A 21,635-nucleotide genomic window follows, 5' to 3' on the forward strand; every position below is an offset into this window, starting at 1 on the left:
TGTGATTTGATATGGAGACATAGAAATAGTACAAAATGCGTTAAGTGTCTTGGAATGAAATAGAATGGATTAAAGTAATAATTTAACCTAAAATGTAAAAAATTATATTAATAATAAATTTACTGCATTCCTATTGTAAAAAAGATAGAGCATAAATTCAGGTGTGGAATTCCAATCCATCACTTGAAATGAAATTTGTTTCTACTTGTAACATTCTAAAAGTTTCAATAATTATTCAATGATTTGGACTATAAATAGCTTGACTCTTAAGTGGTTGGTGTTTACTATAGTATTATAAAAATACATTTATGGTATTATATTCTAGGTTTTTTGCCTCGTTTTTAATACTTTAGATTTAGGTACACAGTGTTTAAAATTATTAATATGTTTTATTTTTAAGGAGCTGGTTATTGGTGGAACGGTTTATAAAAGAAAGTTTATTATCGAAAGGACAGAATGACTTATTTTTGCACTATCGCATGCATCCTACACTTTCAACTTACAATGAAAGATATGCATGGCATATACATAATTCACTTAACATACCTTTAGTTAGACAGGCTTTTATTGAAATTATTAACCGTCATGAGATTTTTCGTTCAGTTTTTACCATTGATGAAACTAAGCCTATACAAAAAATTCTACTTAAACCTATTATTGATTTTAGAGTTATAGATGCTCAGTTATGGAGTGAAAGTTCAATTCAGAGATATATTGAACAAGAGACAGAGATACCTTTTGTATTAGAGCAAGAGCCTCCATTTAGAATAAGATTAGTTCAAATTTCCGACCACCACTATATTTTACTACTGATATGGCATCATATTATATTTGATGGCTGGACTTTATCTCTTGTATTAGATGAATTCGGTAAAATTTATAAAAGTCTTTTAGAAAAAAAGGATCCCGATTTACAGCCTTTACTTTTCCAATATTCCGATTTTGTCTCATGGCAAAATATCTGGCTAAATAAAAATGGAAAACATTCAAAGGAATTTTGGCTTCAAAAACTTTCTTCTCAAATTCCACTAATAGAATGGCCAACATCTAAAAAAACATTCAGTACTTCTTATGAGGGTAAATTATTTCCCTTTAAATTTAATCAGAATCTAACAGAACAATTAAAAGGATTCTGTGAAGATTATAACTTTACACTTAGCACTCTTTTATTTTCACTTTACTTTGCATTTTTACATCGATATACAGGACAAAATGAAATTGTAATCGGAACCCCTAGATTTGGAAGGAAAAATAAAGATTTTCTTAAAACATGCGGTTATTTTGTGAATACTCTTCCTATAAGAATGGTGTATTCTAGAAATGAGAATTTTCTTAGTTTTATGAGTCGAATTCGTCAAGAATTAAATAATTGTATTATGCATCAAGATTATCCATTTCCTCTTATACGTGAACAATTACCAAATGATTATGTTGGAAATTATGCTCGTGTTTGTCAAGCGAATTTCGTTTTTCAACGTGCTTGTGAGCAACAGGCTGCTATATTCTTAGGTAATTGTTCAAATACTTTTGACTTATATGGTCTTACTTTGCAGCCGTTTTTTATACAAAAACGTATTTCTAAGTTTGATCTTACCCTATTTATTGAACAAGATAATAATGGTGAAATATACGGGAATTTTGAGTATAATACAGATATTTTTGACAACAAGGCTATTGAAGATATAGTGAAGTATTTTGAAGCTTTTATCTATTCTATTTTAAATCAAAAAAATCAAATGTTATCAAATATAAATATTTTACCTGAATTTGAAAAGCATTTGATATTGAATGATTTTAATGACACAAAAGCAGAATACCCAAAGGATAAAACAATTCATGAGTTGTTTGAACAACAGGTAAAAAGTGTACCTGATCAAACCGCTTTAGTATTCGGCAACGAACAGCTCACATATCAACAATTAAATGAACGAGCCAACCAATTAGCCCGCACACTTCGAAACGAAGGTGTAGGGGCTGATCAACTCGTTGGGATTATGGCAGAGCGTTCTTTAGACATGATCGTAGGGATACTTGGTATCCTTAAGGCCGGGGGAGCGTATGTACCAATTGATCCGGAGTATCCAGAAGAGCGAATCCATTATATGTTAGAAGATTCAAAAGCGCACTTATTATTAACCCAAAGTCATTTGCGAGATCGAATATCGTTCGCTGGAAAGATATTGTCCCTTGATGAAGAAGACAGCTATGATGAAACTGGATCTAATCTGAAATCTATTGTAGAGCCTCACCATCTGGCATATGTAATATATACTTCAGGAACGACTGGGAAACCAAAAGGAGTTATGGTTGAGCATAGAGGATTATGTAATTTAAAAACATACTTTAAAGAAAACTTGCATATGAACGAGCATGACCGAGTTGTACAGTTTGCGAGTATCTCATTTGATGCGGCTGTTTGGGAAATTTTCTCGACACTGTTTATGGGAGGCTCATTATATGTGCCAAATAAAGAAGTTGTCATGGATCATTTGGCATTTGCATCGTATATTAACCAAAATAAAATTACAACGGTGACGCTACCTCCGAGCTATGCTATGTATATAGAGCCTGAACAAGTTCCTTGTTTGAAAAGGCTGATTACAGCAGGATCAGCTTCGACGGTAGCATTAGTGGAAAAATGGAAAAATGATGTTACATACATCAATGCATATGGTCCTACCGAAGATTCTATTTGTTCAACCAGTTTGATTTATGATGTCAACACAATGGATTTGAATAATATACCAATTGGTCGTCCCATTCCTAATCATAATGTATATATATTAAACACCAGTGATCAATTACAGCCTGTAGGAGTCCCAGGAGAATTATGTATCAGTGGAGTTGGTCTAGCTCGAGGCTACTTAAACCGCCCGGATTTAACGGCCGAAAAGTTTGTCGATCATCCGTTTATCCCTGGTGAGAAATTGTATCGAACAGGAGACCTTGCCAGATGGTTACCGGAAGGTAACATTGAGTATTTAGGACGGATTGACCATCAAGTGAAAATACGCGGATACCGGATTGAAATTGGAGAAATTGAAACAGCTTTATTGAATATGGAAGCTGTACAAGAAGCAATCGTGGTTGCGCATGAAAACGACAACGGAGATAAAGCGTTATGTGCATACTACGTTGCGAGTGAATCTTTTGCGGTCAGTGAGATGAAAGAGAAATTATCTGTCCAAATGCCAAGCTACATGATTCCATCTTATTTTATTCAACTGGAGAAAATGCCGCTGACATCTAACGGGAAAATTGACCGTAAGGCACTCCCTCTGCCTGATGAGAAAAGTATCCAGACAGGGGTTGAGTATATAGCACCTTGTACACCGACTGAACAAGCTTTAGTGACGGCATGGGAATCAGTATTAGGGGTAAAACGCATTGGATTATTAGATAATTTCTATGATTTGGGCGGAGATTCTATTAAATCGATCCAGGTATCGTCAAGGTTGTTTCAAGCTGGATACAAAGTAGAAATGAAACATTTGTTAAAGTACCCAACGATTGCGCAACTCAGCGGATATGTTGAATGTATTACGTCTGTTGCTGAACAGGGAGAAATTACGGGTGTGGCACCATTAACCCCTATTCAATCTTGGTTCTTTGAAGAGAACTTTGTTGACCATTATTTTAATCAAGCGATGATGTTGTATCGGCCGGATCGCTTTGATATTGCCATTTTGAGAAAAGTGATAGGTCAAATAGTTCAACATCATGATGCATTACGAACAGTATTTGTAAAACAAGAGAATGAATTCACAGCCTGGATACGCGGGATTGCGGAAGGAGAATTATTCACATTAGATGTGTTTGATCTTCAAGAGGAACAGGACTGTGCACAAATTGTAGAAGCTAGAGCTAATCAAATTCAAAGCAGTATAAAGATTAATGAAGGTCCTTTAATCAAATTGGCACTGTTCCAGTGCCCAGATGGCGATCATTTATTAATCGTAATTCATCACTTGGTCATTGATATGGTATCTTGGCGTATTTTATTTGAGGATATCATGTCTGGGTACAATCAAGCGATGGCTGGGAAAGTGATTCAATTTGCACCCAAAGCGGACTCCTTTAAACTTTGGTCAGAACAATTGTGTGAATATGCGAATAGTACTGAAATTAAAGAAGAACGAACATATTGGGATGAGATTGAACAGACTGTACAAAGACTTGATCCGTTACCGAAAGATAGGGAACAACACAGCACGCTTCATGAAAGTAGCGGGGTTATGTCGATTGAGTGGACAGTTCAAGAAACCGAACAATTATTAAAACATGCAAACCAAGCATATAATACAGAAATTAATGATTTATTATTAACGGCGCTAGGTATGGGTGTGCAGCGGTGGACAGGACGGCAAGAAATTGTCGTGAATCTAGAAGGACACGGGCGAGAAATGATTATACCTGAAGTGGATATCACTCGTACGGTAGGGTGGTTTACGAGCCAGTATCCTGTCGTCCTCCAAATCCCTGAAGCATTAGATATCTCTGAACAGATTAAAGCGGTAAAAGAAGGGTTACGTCGTATTCCGCATAAAGGAATTGGCTATGGTATTTTGCGTTATCTTTCCAATCAGGATCAGATTTCATACACGGCGAAACCAGAAATTAGTTTTAACTATTTAGGGCAATTCGATCAGGACCTTGATAGTAACGCTCTGCGGATGTCTTCGTATTCAACTGGAATGGCAATGAGTAAACAAACCGAAAGGTTGCACGTGTTGAGTATGAATGGAATGATCCAAAATGGAAAGCTCTTCTTCATGATTGATTATAGTAAAGAACAGTACAGAGATGAGACGATTGAACAATTAGGTGCATGGATTAAAAACAGTTTACAACAAGTTATCCAGCACTGTGTGAGTAAAGAAGAGGGAGAAATAACACCGAGTGATTTAACACTTAAAGGCATGAGTATGGAAGAACTTGCACAAATAAGGGAAGAAACAAAACAGGTTGGTGATATTGAAGATTTATATGAATTGACACCTATGCAAAAAGGAATGTTGTTTCACAACTTGGCAGACACCAATTCGGCTGCTTACTTTGAACAAATGACTTTTGATGTGAACGGTGACTTGAATGTTGATGTTTTTATAAGAAGTTTGGAAAGTTTAATGCAAAGACACACCATTTTACGAACTAATATTTATCAAGGATGGAGAGATATCCCGTTACAAATTGTTTATAAACACAAATCAAGTGAGTGGTGTTTTGAAGATTTACGTAGATTTGATGTTGAAGAACAGGAGAAATATCTCAACTCTTACGTAGAATCTAATAAAGCGAGAGGGTTTCAGCTGTCCGAGGATACTCTAATACGGGTAGCTATCTTTCAAATAGATGAAGAGGTTCATCGAGTCATCTGGAGTTTCCATCATATCTTAATGGATGGCTGGTGTTTACCTATCATATTGAAAGAATGGTTCGAACAATACGAGGTATTAACTGGAAATGCGGAATCCAAGCATATAACAGTTACACCATATAGCCAATATATTGAATGGCTGTTAGCGCAGGATGAGGAAGAAGCCTCTAGATATTGGAATGAGTATTTAGCCGACTATGAAGAACAAACAATTGTACCAAATCTAGGAGTACATCCTGAACAAGAGGGATATCGTTCAGAGAGTGTTATTTGTGAATTGGGACAAGCACTAACCCATCAAATTCAGCAAATCGCAGCTCGCAATCAAGTAACAATGAACACAGTAATGCAAGCAATATGGGGTGTTTTATTACAAAAATATAATAATAGTAATGATGTTGTATTTGGCAGTGTGGTATCAGGAAGACCGGAAGGGATTCCTGGAATTGAAAATATGATTGGCATGTTTATTAACACGATCCCGGTACGAGTACAAACTAGAACAGGGATAACCTGTGCTGATTTAATGCAAAACATACAAGAACTCGCGATTTCATCAAGTTCGTATGATACGTATCCTCTTTATGAAATACAGGCTCAAACAAAGCAAAAACAAGACTTGGTTCAGCATATTATGGTGTTTGAGAATTATCCGGTTGAACAAGAAGTAGGACACGGTGATATATCGGATAAGACAAAATTGAAAATTACAAATTTTCGAGGAGACGAGCACACCAACTATGATTTTAACGTACTAGTGATGCCAGGGAGAGAAATGCAGGTTCACCTTCAATATAATGCGAATGTGTATAGTCGGGTGGGCGTAGAACAAATCAAGGATCACCTGATTCATCTTATGAATCAAGTTGTGCAAAATCCAAATATGCTTATTGAGGATTTACAATTAATCACCAAAGAAGAGGAGCAACAAATCCTACAGGATTTCAATGACACAAAAGCGGAATATCCAAGAAACAAAACAATTCATCAACTGTTTGAAGAACAAGCAGAACGTGTACCAGATAAGGTAGCTGTTGTGTTTGAAGATAAACAATTGACATATCGTGGACTGAATGAGCATGCTAATCGACTAGCCCGCACACTTCGAAACGAAGGTGTAGAGGCTGATCAGCTCGTTGGGATTATGGCAGAGCGTTCTTTAGACATGATCGTGGGCATACTTGGTATCCTTAAGGCCGGGGGAGCGTATGTACCAATTGATCCGGAGTATCCAGAAGAGCGAATCCATTATATGTTAGAAGATTCAAAAGCACACTTATTATTAACCCAAAGTCATTTGCGAGATCGAATATCGTTCGCTGGAAAGATATTGTCCCTTGATGAAGAAGACAGCTATGATGAAGCTGAATCTAATCTGAAATCTATTGTGGAACCACACCATTTGGCATATGTAATATATACTTCAGGAACGACTGGGAAACCAAAAGGAGTTATGGTTGAGCATAGAGGGTTATGTAATTTAACAACATACTTTAAAGAAAACTTGCATATGAACGAGCATGACCGAGTGGTACAGTTTGCGAGTATCTCATTTGACGCAGCTGTTTGGGAAGTATTTACTTCCTTATTATTAGGGGCTAAATTATATATACCTAAGAAATTAGAAATTATAGATCATCATTTGTTTGTTAAATTTATGAACGATAAAAAAATTACGACGGCGTTATTACCTCCAACGTATATAAGATATTTAACTCCAGAGAATTTTTCTTCTTTAAAAAGATTAATTACTGGTGGATCAGCTATAACAGTAGATTTGATGACAAAATGGAAAGAAAATCTATTGTATCTCAATGCTTATGGTCCTACAGAGGATTCTATCATAACAACGGTGTGGAAAGGGTTAGAAGAGAACATTCAACCTTATATAGTACCAATTGGTCGTCCCATTCCTAATCATAATGTATATATATTAAACACCAGTGATCAATTACAGCCTGTAGGAGTCCCAGGAGAATTATGTATCAGTGGAGTTGGTCTAGCTCGAGGCTACTTAAACCGCCCGGATTTAACGGCCGAAAAGTTTGTCGATCATCCGTTTATCCCTGGTGAGAAATTGTATCGAACAGGAGACCTTGCCAGATGGTTACCGGAAGGTAACATTGAGTATTTAGGACGGATTGACCATCAAGTGAAAATACGCGGATACCGGATTGAAATTGGAGAAATTGAAACAGCTTTATTGAATATGGAAGCTGTACAAGAAGCAATCGTGGTTGCGCATGAAAACGACAACGGAGATAAAGCGTTATGTGCATACTACGTTGCGAGTGAATCTTTTGCGGTCAGTGAGATGAAAGAGAAATTATCTGTCCAAATGCCAAGCTACATGATTCCATCTTATTTTATTCAACTGGAGAAAATGCCGCTGACATCTAACGGGAAAATTGACCGTAAGGCACTCCCTCTGCCTGATGAGAAAAGTATCCAGACAGGGGTTGAGTATATAGCACCTTGTACACCGACTGAACAAGCTTTAGTGACGGCATGGGAATCAGTATTAGGGGTAAAACGCATTGGATTATTAGATAATTTCTATGATTTGGGCGGAGATTCTATTAAATCGATCCAGGTATCGTCAAGGTTGTTTCAAGCTGGATACAAAGTAGAAATGAAACATTTGTTAAAGTACCCAACGATTGCGCAACTCAGCGGATATGTTGAATGTATTACGTCTGTTGCTGAACAGGGAGAAATTACGGGTGTGGCACCATTAACCCCTATTCAATCTTGGTTCTTTGAAGAGAACTTTGTTGACCATTATTTTAATCAAGCGATGATGTTGTATCGGCCGGATCGCTTTGATATTGCCATTTTGAGAAAAGTGATAGGTCAAATAGTTCAACATCATGATGCATTACGAACAGTATTTGTAAAACAAGAGAATGAATTCACAGCCTGGATACGCGGGATTGCGGAAGGAGAATTATTCACATTAGATGTGTTTGATCTTCAAGAGGAACAGGACTGTGCACAAATTGTAGAAGCTAGAGCTAATCAAATTCAAAGCAGTATAAAGATTAATGAAGGTCCTTTAATCAAATTGGCACTGTTCCAGTGCCCAGATGGCGATCATTTATTAATCGTAATTCATCACTTGGTCATTGATATGGTATCTTGGCGTATTTTATTTGAGGATATCATGTCTGGGTACAATCAAGCGATGGCTGGGAAAGTGATTCAATTTGCACCCAAAGCGGACTCCTTTAAACTTTGGTCAGAACAATTGTGTGAATATGCGAATAGTACTGAAATTAAAGAAGAACGAACATATTGGGATGAGATTGAACAGACTGTACAAAGACTTGATCCGTTACCGAAAGATAGGGAACAACACAGCACGCTTCATGAAAGTAGCGGGGTTATGTCGATTGAGTGGACAGTTCAAGAAACCGAACAATTATTAAAACATGCAAACCAAGCATATAATACAGAAATTAATGATTTATTATTAACGGCGCTAGGTATGGGTGTGCAGCGGTGGACAGGACGGCAAGAAATTGTCGTGAATCTAGAAGGACACGGGCGAGAAATGATTATACCTGAAGTGGATATCACTCGTACGGTAGGGTGGTTTACGAGCCAGTATCCTGTCGTCCTCCAAATCCCTGAAGCATTAGATATCTCTGAACAGATTAAAGCGGTAAAAGAAGGGTTACGTCGTATTCCGCATAAAGGAATTGGCTATGGTATTTTGCGTTATCTTTCCAATCAGGATCAGATTTCATACACGGCGAAACCAGAAATTAGTTTTAACTATTTAGGGCAATTCGATCAGGACCTTGATAGTAACGCTCTGCGGATGTCTTCGTATTCAACTGGAATGGCAATGAGTAAACAAACCGAAAGGTTGCACGTGTTGAGTATGAATGGAATGATCCAAAATGGAAAGCTCTTCTTCATGATTGATTATAGTAAAGAACAGTACAGAGATGAGACGATTGAACAATTAGGTGCATGGATTAAAAACAGTTTACAACAAGTTATCCAGCACTGTGTGAGTAAAGAAGAGGGAGAAATAACACCGAGTGATTTAACACTTAAAGGCATGAGTATGGAAGAACTTGCACAAATAAGGGAAGAAACAAAACAGGTTGGTGATATTGAAGATTTATATGAATTGACACCTATGCAAAAAGGAATGTTGTTTCACAACTTGGCAGACACCAATTCGGCTGCTTACTTTGAACAAATGACTTTTGATGTGAACGGTGACTTGAATGTTGATGTTTTTATAAGAAGTTTGGAAAGTTTAATGCAAAGACACACCATTTTACGAACTAATATTTATCAAGGATGGAGAGATATCCCGTTACAAATTGTTTATAAACACAAATCAAGTGAGTGGTGTTTTGAAGATTTACGTAGATTTGATGTTGAAGAACAGGAGAAATATCTCAACTCTTACGTAGAATCTAATAAAGCGAGAGGGTTTCAGCTGTCCGAGGATACTCTAATACGGGTAGCTATCTTTCAAATAGATGAAGAGGTTCATCGAGTCATCTGGAGTTTCCATCATATCTTAATGGATGGCTGGTGTTTACCTATCATATTGAAAGAATGGTTCGAACAATACGAGGTATTAACTGGAAATGCGGAATCCAAGCATATAACAGTTACACCATATAGCCAATATATTGAATGGCTGTTAGCGCAGGATGAGGAAGAAGCCTCTAGATATTGGAATGAGTATTTAGCCGACTATGAAGAACAAACAATTGTACCAAATCTAGGAGTACATCCTGAACAAGAGGGATATCGTTCAGAGAGTGTTATTTGTGAATTGGGACAAGCACTAACCCATCAAATTCAGCAAATCGCAGCTCGCAATCAAGTAACAATGAACACAGTAATGCAAGCAATATGGGGTGTTTTATTACAAAAATATAATAATAGTAATGATGTTGTATTTGGCAGTGTGGTATCAGGAAGACCGGAAGGGATTCCTGGAATTGAAAATATGATTGGCATGTTTATTAACACGATCCCGGTACGAGTACAAACTAGAACAGGGATAACCTGTGCTGATTTAATGCAAAACATACAAGAACTCGCGATTTCATCAAGTTCGTATGATACGTATCCTCTTTATGAAATACAGGCTCAAACAAAGCAAAAACAAGACTTGGTTCAGCATATTATGGTGTTTGAGAATTATCCGGTTGAACAAGAAGTAGGACACGGTGATATATCGGATAAGACAAAATTGAAAATTACAAATTTTCGAGGAGACGAGCACACCAACTATGATTTTAACGTACTAGTGATGCCAGGGAGAGAAATGCAGGTTCACCTTCAATATAATGCGAATGTGTATAGTCGGGTGGGCGTAGAACAAATCAAGGATCACCTGATTCATCTTATGAATCAAGTTGTGCAAAATCCAAATATGCTTATTGAGGATTTACAATTAATCACCAAAGAAGAGGAGCAACAAATCCTACAGGATTTCAATGACACAAAAGCGGAATATCCAAGAAACAAAACAATTCATCAACTGTTTGAAGAACAAGCAGAACGTGTACCAGATAAGGTAGCTGTTGTGTTTGAAGATAAACAATTGACATATCGTGGACTGAATGAGCATGCTAATCGACTAGCCCGCACACTTCGAAACGAAGGTGTAGAGGCTGATCAGCTCGTTGGGATTATGGCAGAGCGTTCTTTAGACATGATCGTGGGCATACTTGGTATCCTTAAGGCCGGGGGAGCGTATGTACCAATTGATCCGGAGTATCCAGAAGAGCGAATCCATTATATGTTAGAAGATTCAAAAGCACACTTATTATTAACCCAAAGTCATTTGCGAGATCGAATATCGTTCGCTGGAAAGATATTGTCCCTTGATGAAGAAGACAACTATGATGAAGCTGAATCTAATCTGAAATCTATTGTGGAACCACACCATTTGGCATATGTAATATATACTTCAGGAACGACTGGGAAACCAAAAGGAGTTATGGTTGAGCATAGAGGATTATGTAATTTAACAACATACTTTAAAGAAAACTTGCATATGAACGAGCATGACCGAGTTGTACAGTTTGCGAGTATCTCATTTGATGCGGCTGTTTGGGAAATTTTCTCGACACTGTTTATGGGAGGCTCATTATACGTGCCAAATAAAGAAGTTGTCATGGATCATTTGGCATTTGCATCGTATATTAACCAAAATAAAATTACAACGGTGACGCTACCTCCGAGCTATGCTATGTATATAGAGCCTGAACAAGTTCCTTGTTTGAAAAGGCTGATTACAGCAGGATCAGCTTCGACGGTAGCATTAGTGGGAAAATGGAAAAATGATGTAACATACATCAATGCATATGGTCCTACCGAAGATTCTATTTGTTCAACCAGTGTGATTTATGATGTCAACACAATGGATTTGAATAATATACCAATTGGCCGTCCCATTCCTAATCATAATGTATATATATTAAACACCAGTGATCAATTACAGCCTGTAGGAGTCCCAGGAGAATTATGTATCAGTGGAGTTGGTCTAGCTCGAGGCTACTTAAACCGCCCGGATTTAACGGCCGAAAAGTTTGTCGATCATCCGTTTATCCCTGGTGAGAAATTGTATCGAACAGGAGACCTTGCCAGATGGTTACCGGAAGGTAACATTGAGTATTTAGGACGGATTGACCATCAAGTGAAAATACGCGGATACCGGATTGAAATTGGAGAAATTGAAACAGCTTTATTGAATCTAGAAGCTGTACAAGAAGCAATCGTGGTTGCGCATGAAAACGACAATGGAGATAAAGCGTTATGTGCATACTACGTTGCGAGTGAAGCTTTCGCGGTCAGTGAGATGAAAGAGAAATTATCTGTCCAAATGCCAAGCTACATGATCCCATCTTATTTTATTCAGCTGGAGAAAATGCCGCTGACATCTAACGGGAAAATTGACCGTAAGGCACTCCCTCTGCCTGATCGAAATACACAAACTGGGGTAAAATATGTTGCACCTCGTACATCAATTGAATTAAAGCTGGCTGAGATTTGGAAAGAGGTACTTAGCTTAAAACAAGTGGGAATACGAGATAATTTCTTTGACATAGGAGGACATTCTTTAAAAGCTACTAGTTTAGCAGCAAAGATTTATAAGATATTAAATTTAAGAGTATCTGTTCGACAAATATTTAACCATCCAACGATAGAACAATTATCATCAAGAATCATAAGTGCTGTGGAAGATCAAAGCTTTACATCTATCCCTGCTGTGGAACAGAGAGAATCTTATCCGGTTTCTTCTGCACAAAAACGAATGTATATCTTGCATCAATTAGAAGGCGGAGAATTGAGCTACAACATGCCCAACTTGATGGTGGTTGAAGGAGAACTAGATGTTACTAAACTGGAGTCTGCCTGCATTCAATTGATTGATCGCCATGAATCTTTACGGACAAGTTTTAAATTATTGGATGGTGAGTTGAAACAGCTTATTCATGATAAAGTTAATTTTAAAGTAGAAGTTCGAAAGGTGAGACCAGAGGATTTAGATGAATATATTCAGGGATTTATACGTGCTTTTGATTTAAAGCAGGCTCCTCTTTTCCGAGTTCAGGTTCTTGAGTTCACATCAACAAAGCATATGATACTAATGGATATGCATCATGTTATTTCAGATGGCGTATCAATGACTGTAATCATGCAAGAGTTATTTCAATTATATGAGGGTGCCCAATTACCTGAACTGCGTATTCAATATAAAGATTATGCAGTGTGGCAACAAAATGAAATGAACCAAGAACAGATTCGAAAACAAGGAGCATATTGGTTAGAGACGCTTGGAGGAGATCTTCCTGTTTTACAAATGCCTACTGACTACGCGAGACCAGCTACCCGAAATTTTAAGGGAGCAAGAGTTGAGTTTACGATTGATGAGCACAGAAGTGAGGCGCTCCAACAACTAGCTATGCAAACGGGTTCTACACTATATATGGTAATGTTATCAATTTACACGCTTATGTTGTCTAAATATAGCGGACAAGAAGACATTATTATAGGCAGTCCAATTGCAGGTCGCCCACATGCTGATTTGGATCGAGTTGTCGGAATGTTTGTGAACACGTTGGCAATGCGAAACTACCCAACAGGGGAAAAAACATTTGAGCAATTTGCGAGTGAAGTGAAAGAAAATGCCTTAAGAGCATATGAAAATCAAGATTATCCATTTGAAGAAATTGTGGAGACATTAGATGTCACCAGAGATATGAGCAGAAATGCGATCTTTGATGTCATGTTTGTATTGCAAAATATGGATCAAGAAGCCGGGAAAGTAGAAGGATTAGAAATAAAGCCGTTTGAATGGGAATATGAGATAGCCAAATTTGATTTGATGTTGACTGTAGTTGAATGGAACGGACAATTGAATTGTATGTTGGAATATGCGACATCTTTATATGAGGAAGCAACGATAGTACGAATGACAAAACATTTTACCCATCTGGTAGATAACATTTTGGCACATCCGGATACAAAACTATCAGAACTATCTATGGTCCTCGAAGAGGAGCGAATGCAGCTTCTTAGAGATTTTAATGATACAAAAGCAGAATATCCAAGAAACAAAACAATTCATCAACTGTTTGAAGAACAAGCAGAACGTGTACCAGATAAGGTAGCTGTTGTGTTTGAAGATAAACAATTGACATATCGTGAACTGAATGAGCGAGCTAATCAACTAGCCCGTACACTTCGAAATGAAGGAGTAGAGGCTGAACAGCTTGTTGGAATTATGACAGAACGTTCTCTTGAAATGATTGTAGGTATACTGGGTATTCTCAAAGCGGGCGGGGCATATGTGCCGATTGATCCGGAATATCCAGAAGAGCGAATTCGTTACATGATTGAGGACTCAGGAGTGAAACTATTATTAAAGCAAAGCCATAAGCAGCATATAGAATTTACTGGCACAGTGCTGAATCTAGATCAGGAAAGTAACTATCATAAAAATAGCTTGAATCTTGAAAACCATGTACAGTCAAACAATTTAGCATATGTGATCTATACGTCGGGGACAACAGGTGCTCCAAAAGGCACTTTGCTTGAACATAAAAATGTGGTTCGTCTCTTGTTTAACAGCAAAAATGTTTTTGATTTTAATGAAAAAGATACGTGGACCTTATTCCACTCTTTCTGTTTCGACTTTTCTGTATGGGAAATGTATGGAGCACTTTTGTACGGTGGCAAATTAGTAATAGTACCAAAAACGATATCAAAGAACCCGATACAATTTTTACAGTTGTTAAAAGATGAGGAAGTAACAATTCTAAATCAAACTCCTAGTTATTTTTATTTAGTGAAAGATCAAGAATTAACTCATTCTTCGTGTGATCTAAAAGTGAGAAAAGTAATCTTTGGCGGGGAATCATTGAATCCATCTTTATTAAAAGAATGGAAAGATAAATATCCAGACATAAAGCTAATTAATATGTATGGTATTACAGAAACAACCGTTCATGTAACATATAAAGAGATTACAGAAATCGAAATAAAAGATGGAAGAAGTAACATCGGAAAACCGATTCCTACATTAAATGCCTATATATTAAATGAGCAAAAAGAATTGCAGCCAATCGGAATACAGGGAGAGCTATATATTGCCGGAGTTGGTCTAGCTCGAGGCTACTTAAACCGCCCGGATTTAACGGCCGAAAAGTTTGTCGATCATCCGTTTATCCCTGGTGAGAAATTGTATCGAACAGGAGACCTTGCCAGATGGTTACCGGAAGGTAACATTGAGTATTTAGGACGGATTGACCATCAAGTGAAAATACGCGGATACCGGATTGAAATTGGAGAAATTGAAACAGCTTTATTGAATATGGAAGCTGTACAAGAAGCAATCGTGGTTGCGCATGAAAACGACAACGGAGATAAAGCGTTATGTGCATACTACGTTGCGAGTGAATCTTTTGCGGTCAGTGAGATGAAAGAGAAATTATCTGTCCAAATGCCAAGCTACATGATTCCATCTTATTTTATTCAACTGGAGAAAATGCCGCTGACATCTAACGGGAAAATTGACCGTAAGGCACTCCCTCTGCCTGATGAGAAAAGTATCCAGACAGGGGTTGAGTATATAGCACCTTGTACACCGACTGAACAAGCTTTAGTGACGGCATGGGAATCAGTATTAGGGGTAAAACGCATTGGATTATTAGATAATTTCTATGATTTGGGCGGAGATTCTATTAAATCGATCCAGGTATCGTCAAGGTTGTTTCAAGCTGGATACAAAGTAGAAATGAAACATTTGTTAAAGTACCCAACGATTGCGCAACTCAGCGGATATGTTGAATGTATTACGTCTGTTGCTGAACAGGGAGAAATTACGGGTGTGGCACCATTAACCCCTATTCAATCTTGGTTCTTTGAAGAGAACTTTGTTGACCATTATTTTAATCAAGCGATGATGTTGTATCGGCCGGATCGCTTTGATATTGCCATTTTGAGAAAAGTGATAGGTCAAATAGTTCAACATCATGATGCATTACGAACAGTATTTGTAAAACAAGAGAATGAATTCACAGCCTGGATACGCGGGATTGCGGAAGGAGAATTATTCACATTAGATGTGTTTGATCTTCAAGAGGAACAGGACTGTGCACAAATTGTAGAAGCTAGAGCTAATCAAATTCAAAGCAGTATAAAGATTAATGAAGGTCCTTTAATCAAATTGGCACTGTTCCAGTGCCCAGATGGCGATCATTTATTAATCGTAATTCATCACTTGGTCATTGATATGGTATCTTGGCGTATTTTATTTGAGGATATCATGTCTGGGTACAATCAAGCGATGGCTGGGAAAGTGATTCAATTTGCACCCAAAGCGGACTCCTTTAAACTTTGGTCAGAACAATTGTGTGAATATGCGAATAGTACTGAAATTAAAGAAGAACGAACATATTGGGATGAGATTGAACAGACTGTACAAAGACTTGATCCGTTACCGAAAGATAGGGAACAACACAGCACGCTTCATGAAAGTAGCGGGGTTATGTCGATTGAGTGGACAGTTCAAGAAACCGAACAATTATTAAAACATGCAAACCAAGCATATAATACAGAAATTAATGATTTATTATTAACGGCGTTAGGTATGGGTGTGCAGCGGTGGACAGGACGGCAAGAAATTGTCGTGAATCTAGAAGGACACGGACGAGAAATGATTATACCTGAAGTGGATATCACTCGTACGGTAGGGTGGTTTACGAGCCAGTATCCTGTCGTCCTCCAAATCCCTGAAGCATTAGATATCTCTGAACAGATTAAAGCGGTAAAAGAAGGGTTACGTCGTATTCCGCATAAAGGAATTGGCTATGGTATTTTGCGTTATCTTTCCAATCAGGATCAGATTTCATACACGGCGAAACCAGAAATTAGTTTTAACTATTTAGGGCAATTCGATCAGGACCTTGATAGTAACGCTCTGCGGATGTCTTCGTATTCAACTGGAATGGCAATGAGTAAACAAACCGAAAGGTTGCACGTGTTGAGTATGAATGGAATGATCCAAAATGGAAAGCTCTTCTTCATGATTGATTATAGTAAAGAACAGTACAGAGATGAGACGATTGAACAATTAGGTGCATGGATTAAAAACAGTTTACAACAAGTTATCCAGCACTGTGTGAGTAAAGAAGAGGGAGAAATAACACCGAGTGATTTAACACTTAAAGGCATGAGTATGGAAGAACTTGCACAAATAAGGGAAGAAACAAAACAGGTTGGTGATATTGAAGATTTATATGAATTGACACCTATGCAAAAAGGAATGTTGTTTCACAACTTGGCAGACACCAATTCGGCTGCTTACTTTGAACAAATGACTTTTGATGTGAACGGTGACTTGAATGTTGATGTTTTTATAAGAAGTTTGGAAAGTTTAATGCAAAGACACACCATTTTACGAACTAATATTTATCAAGGATGGAGAGATATCCCGTTACAAATTGTTTATAAACACAAATCAAGTGAGTGGTGTTTTGAAGATTTACGTAGATTTGATGTTGAAGAACAGGAGAAATATCTCAACTCTTACGTAGAATCTAATAAAGCGAGAGGGTTTCAGCTGTCCGAGGATACTCTAATACGGGTAGCTATTTTTCAAATAGATGAAGAGGTTCATCGAGTCATCTGGAGTTTCCATCATATCTTAATGGATGGCTGGTGTTTACCTCTCATATTGAAAGAATGGTTCGAACAATACGAGGTATTAACTGGAAATTCGGAATCCAAGCATATAACAGTTACACCATATAGCCAATATATTGAATGGCTGTTAGCGCAGGATGAGGAAGAAGCCTCTAGATATTGGAAAGAGTATTTAGCCGACTATGAAGAACAAACAATTGTACCAAATCTAGGAGTACATCCTGAACAAGAGGGATATCGTTCAGAGAGTGTTATTTGTGAATTGGGACAAGCACTAACCCATCAAATTCAGCAAATCGCAGCTCGCAATCAAGTAACAATGAACACAGTAATGCAAGCAATATGGGGTGTTTTATTACAAAAATATAATAATAGTAATGATGTTGTATTTGGCAGTGTGGTATCAGGAAGACCGGAAGGGATTCCTGGAATTGAAAATATGATTGGCATGTTTATTAACACGATCCCGGTACGAGTACAAACTAGAACAGGGATAACCTGTGCTGATTTAATGCAAAACATACAAGAGCTGGCGATTTCATCAAGTTCGTATGATACGTATCCTCTTTATGAAATACAGGCTCAAACAAAGCAAAAACAAGACTTGGTTCAGCATATTATGGTGTTTGAGAATTATCCGGTTGAACAAGAAGTAGGACACGGTGATATATCGGATAAGACAAAATTGAAAATTACAAATTTTCGAGGAGACGAGCACACCAACTATGATTTTAACGTACTAGTGATGCCAGGGAGAGAAATGCAGGTTCACCTTCAATATAATGCGAATGTGTATAGTCGGGTGGGCGTAGAACAAATCAAGGATCACCTGATTCATCTTATGAATCAAGTTGTGCAAAATCCAAATATGCTTATTGAGGATTTACAATTAATCACCAAAGAAGAGGAGCAACAAATCCTACAGGATTTCAATGACACAAAAGCGGAATATCCAAGAAACAAAACAATTCATCAACTGTTTGAAGAACAAGCAGAACGTGTGCCAGATAAGGTAGCTGTTGTGTTTGAAGATAAACAATTGACATATCGTGGACTGAATGAGCGCGCTAATCGACTAGCCCGCACACTTCGAAACGAAGGTGTAGAGGCTGATCAGCTCGTTGGGATTATGGCAGAGCGTTCTTTAGACATGATCGTGGGGATACTCGGTATCCTTAAGGCCGGGGGAGCGTATATACCAATTGATCCGGAGTATCCAGAAGAGCGAATCCATTATATGTTAGAAGATTCAAAAGCGCACTTATTATTAACCCAAAGTCATTTGCGAGATCGAATATCGTTTGCTGGGAAGATATTGTCCCTTGATGAAGAAGACAGCTATGATGAAACTGGATCTAATCTGAAATCTATTGTAGAGCCTCACCATCTGGCATATGTAATATATACTTCAGGAACGACTGGGAAACCAAAAGGAGTTATGGTTGAACAACAAAATGTAATTAGCTTGGTCAAAAACCCGAATTATGTAGAGCTAGATGGGGATACGCATATTTTGCAAACAGGGTCTCTGGTATTTGACGCCTCTACTTTCGAGATTTGGGGAGCTATATTAAATGGAGGACAACTCTATTTAACAAAAATTGAACAAATTCTGGATGTTTGTGAGTTAAAAGGATTAATTAAGAAATACAAAATTAATACAATGTGGTTAACATCCCCATTATTTAACAAACTTACAAACCAGGACAATTTTTTATTTGAAGAATTAAAGACGTTGATTATAGGAGGGGATATATTATCTTTACCTCATATTAATCAAGTGTGTGAAAACAATCCGCAGATAAATATAGTAAATGGTTATGGCCCTACTGAAAACACAACTTTTTCCTCTACTTATTTGGTTAGAGGCAAACAATCTCAGGCAATACCTATTGGTCGGCCTATTCAAAATTCAACAGCTTACGTAGTAGATAAAACATTAAATATACAACCTATAGGAGTATGGGGGGAATTACTTGTTGGTGGAGATGGTGTAGCGAGAGGTTATCTAGATAGACCTGAGCTTACTGCAGAGAAATTTATACAACTTCCATTTAATAATGATCGCTGTTATCGCACGGGAGATATAGCTCGGTGGACGTCTAATGGAGTATTAGAATTTAGAGGAAGGCTTGACCATCAAGTTAAGATAAACGGATACCGGATTGAAATTGGGGAGATTGAAACAGCTTTATTGAATATAGATGCTGTGCAAGAAGCAATTGTCACCACATGTGAGGATGGAAATTCTGATAAAGAATTATGTGCTTATTTAGTAGTTAGAGAGCAGTTCAAAGTAAGCCACATTAAGCAAAAATTATCTTCTTCTCTGCCAAGCTATATGGTTCCAACTTACTTTGTAAGGCTGCAAAATTTTCCTTTAACAGTCAACGGGAAAATTGATTACAAGGCTCTCCCTCTGCCTGATAGAAATACACAAACTGGTGTGAAATATATTGCGCCTCGTACACGAATTGAATTAAAGCTGGCTGAGATTTGGAAAGAGGTACTTGGTTTAAAACAAGTGGGAATACAAGATAACTTCTTTGATATAGGTGGGCATTCTTTGCGAGCGACGGGTTTAGTTGCCAAAATTCATACAGAACTAAATGTTAGTATTTCAATAAGAGATGTGTTCAATCATCCAACAATTGAGGAAATGGCGTCAGTTATTATGAAATTGGGTTCGGATGGATATGACTTAATTCCTTCTGTAAAACAAAAAGACTATTACCCTGTATCTTCAGCACAAAAACGGATGTATATCTTGAATCAAATAGATGGTAATGAATTAACTTATAATATGCCACAAATGTTTCAAGTAGCAGGGGCATTAGATCTAGAGAGATTAGAAAATTCCTTAAGACAATTGGTTAATCGACATGAATCGTTCCGCACAAGCTTTAAAATAATTCAAGGTGAAATTGTACAACAAATACATGAAGATGTTGATTTCACATTTGAAACGATAAAAGTTTCTAATAGTGAAATAGAGGAACATCAGGTTCAGTTTGTTCGACCATTTGATATAATGCAAGCACCTTTAATTAGAGTGAAACTGCTAAAATTGGCATCAAATGACCATATACTAATGTTAGATATGCATCATATCATTTCGGATGGAGCGTCGATGAAAATTTTTATCGATGAACTTATGGATTTATATGAAGGTAAGCAATTAACTGAACTTAGAATTCAGTATAAGGATTATTCTTGTTGGAGATTAAATCAAAAGCAAATTAAAAAAATGATGAAGCAAGAAGCATATTGGATGGATATGTTTAGAGGAGAAATACCGCTGTTAGATATGCCTACTGATTATGAAAGACCTTTAATTAGAAGTTATGAAGGGGACCTATTAGAATTTGATATTGATTCTAATATCTACAAGGGATTACTAAAATTAGCAGAAGAAACTGAGAGTACATTGTATATGGTATTGTTGGCGGCATATTTCATCTTGATATCAAAATATAGTGGTCAGGAGGACATCATAGTAGGTACACCGATAGCAGGTCGAAATCATACGGACATTGAAAAGATAATAGGAATGTTTGTAAATACTGTGGTTGTTAGAAGTTATCCAAATGGAGAGAAAACTTTTTTACAATATGTTTTAGATGTAAAGGAAACAATGTTAGGTATCTACGAAAACCAAGATTATCCATTCGAGGAGTTGATTGAGAAAGTTAATTTTCAAAAAATGGGTGATCGTAATCCTTTATTTGATACAATGTTTGCTATTCAAAATACAGATGAAACAATTCTTAATAGAGGGAACCTCCATTTCAAACCTATAATTAATCACATGCATAAGGTGTCAAAATTTGATTTAACATTATCCATTAATGTTAGTCAAACTAAATTAACGGGAAGTTTTGAATACTGCACAAAATTATTCAGGAAGAAATCTATCGAAATAATGTCGAAAAATTTAATTACTATATTATCAACAATTACTTCTAATCCTAATATCAAATTAGGTCGAATTGAACTTGGCGTAAACAAGAAAGATACTAATGCTATTGATTTATATGAACTCCGTCTATAAATTGCTCTTAATTAG

At 37.1% G+C, this 21,635-nt stretch carries 1 protein-coding gene; it reads left to right on the forward strand.

Features of this window, described 5'->3' with window-relative positions; all coding sequences use genetic code 11:
- Nucleotides 1–413: 413 nt before the first annotated feature.
- On the forward strand, nt 414–21,620 hold the full coding sequence (locus tag MHI44_RS19800) for a non-ribosomal peptide synthase/polyketide synthase (protein WP_339202559.1): 21,207 nt from the start codon (nt 414–416) through the stop codon (nt 21,618–21,620).
- Nucleotides 21,621–21,635: the final 15 nt, after the last annotated feature.

This window comes from Bacillus sp. FSL K6-1366, from assembly GCF_037976695.1.
GTDB classification, from domain to species: Bacteria; Bacillota; Bacilli; order Bacillales; family Bacillaceae; genus Bacillus; species Bacillus subtilis.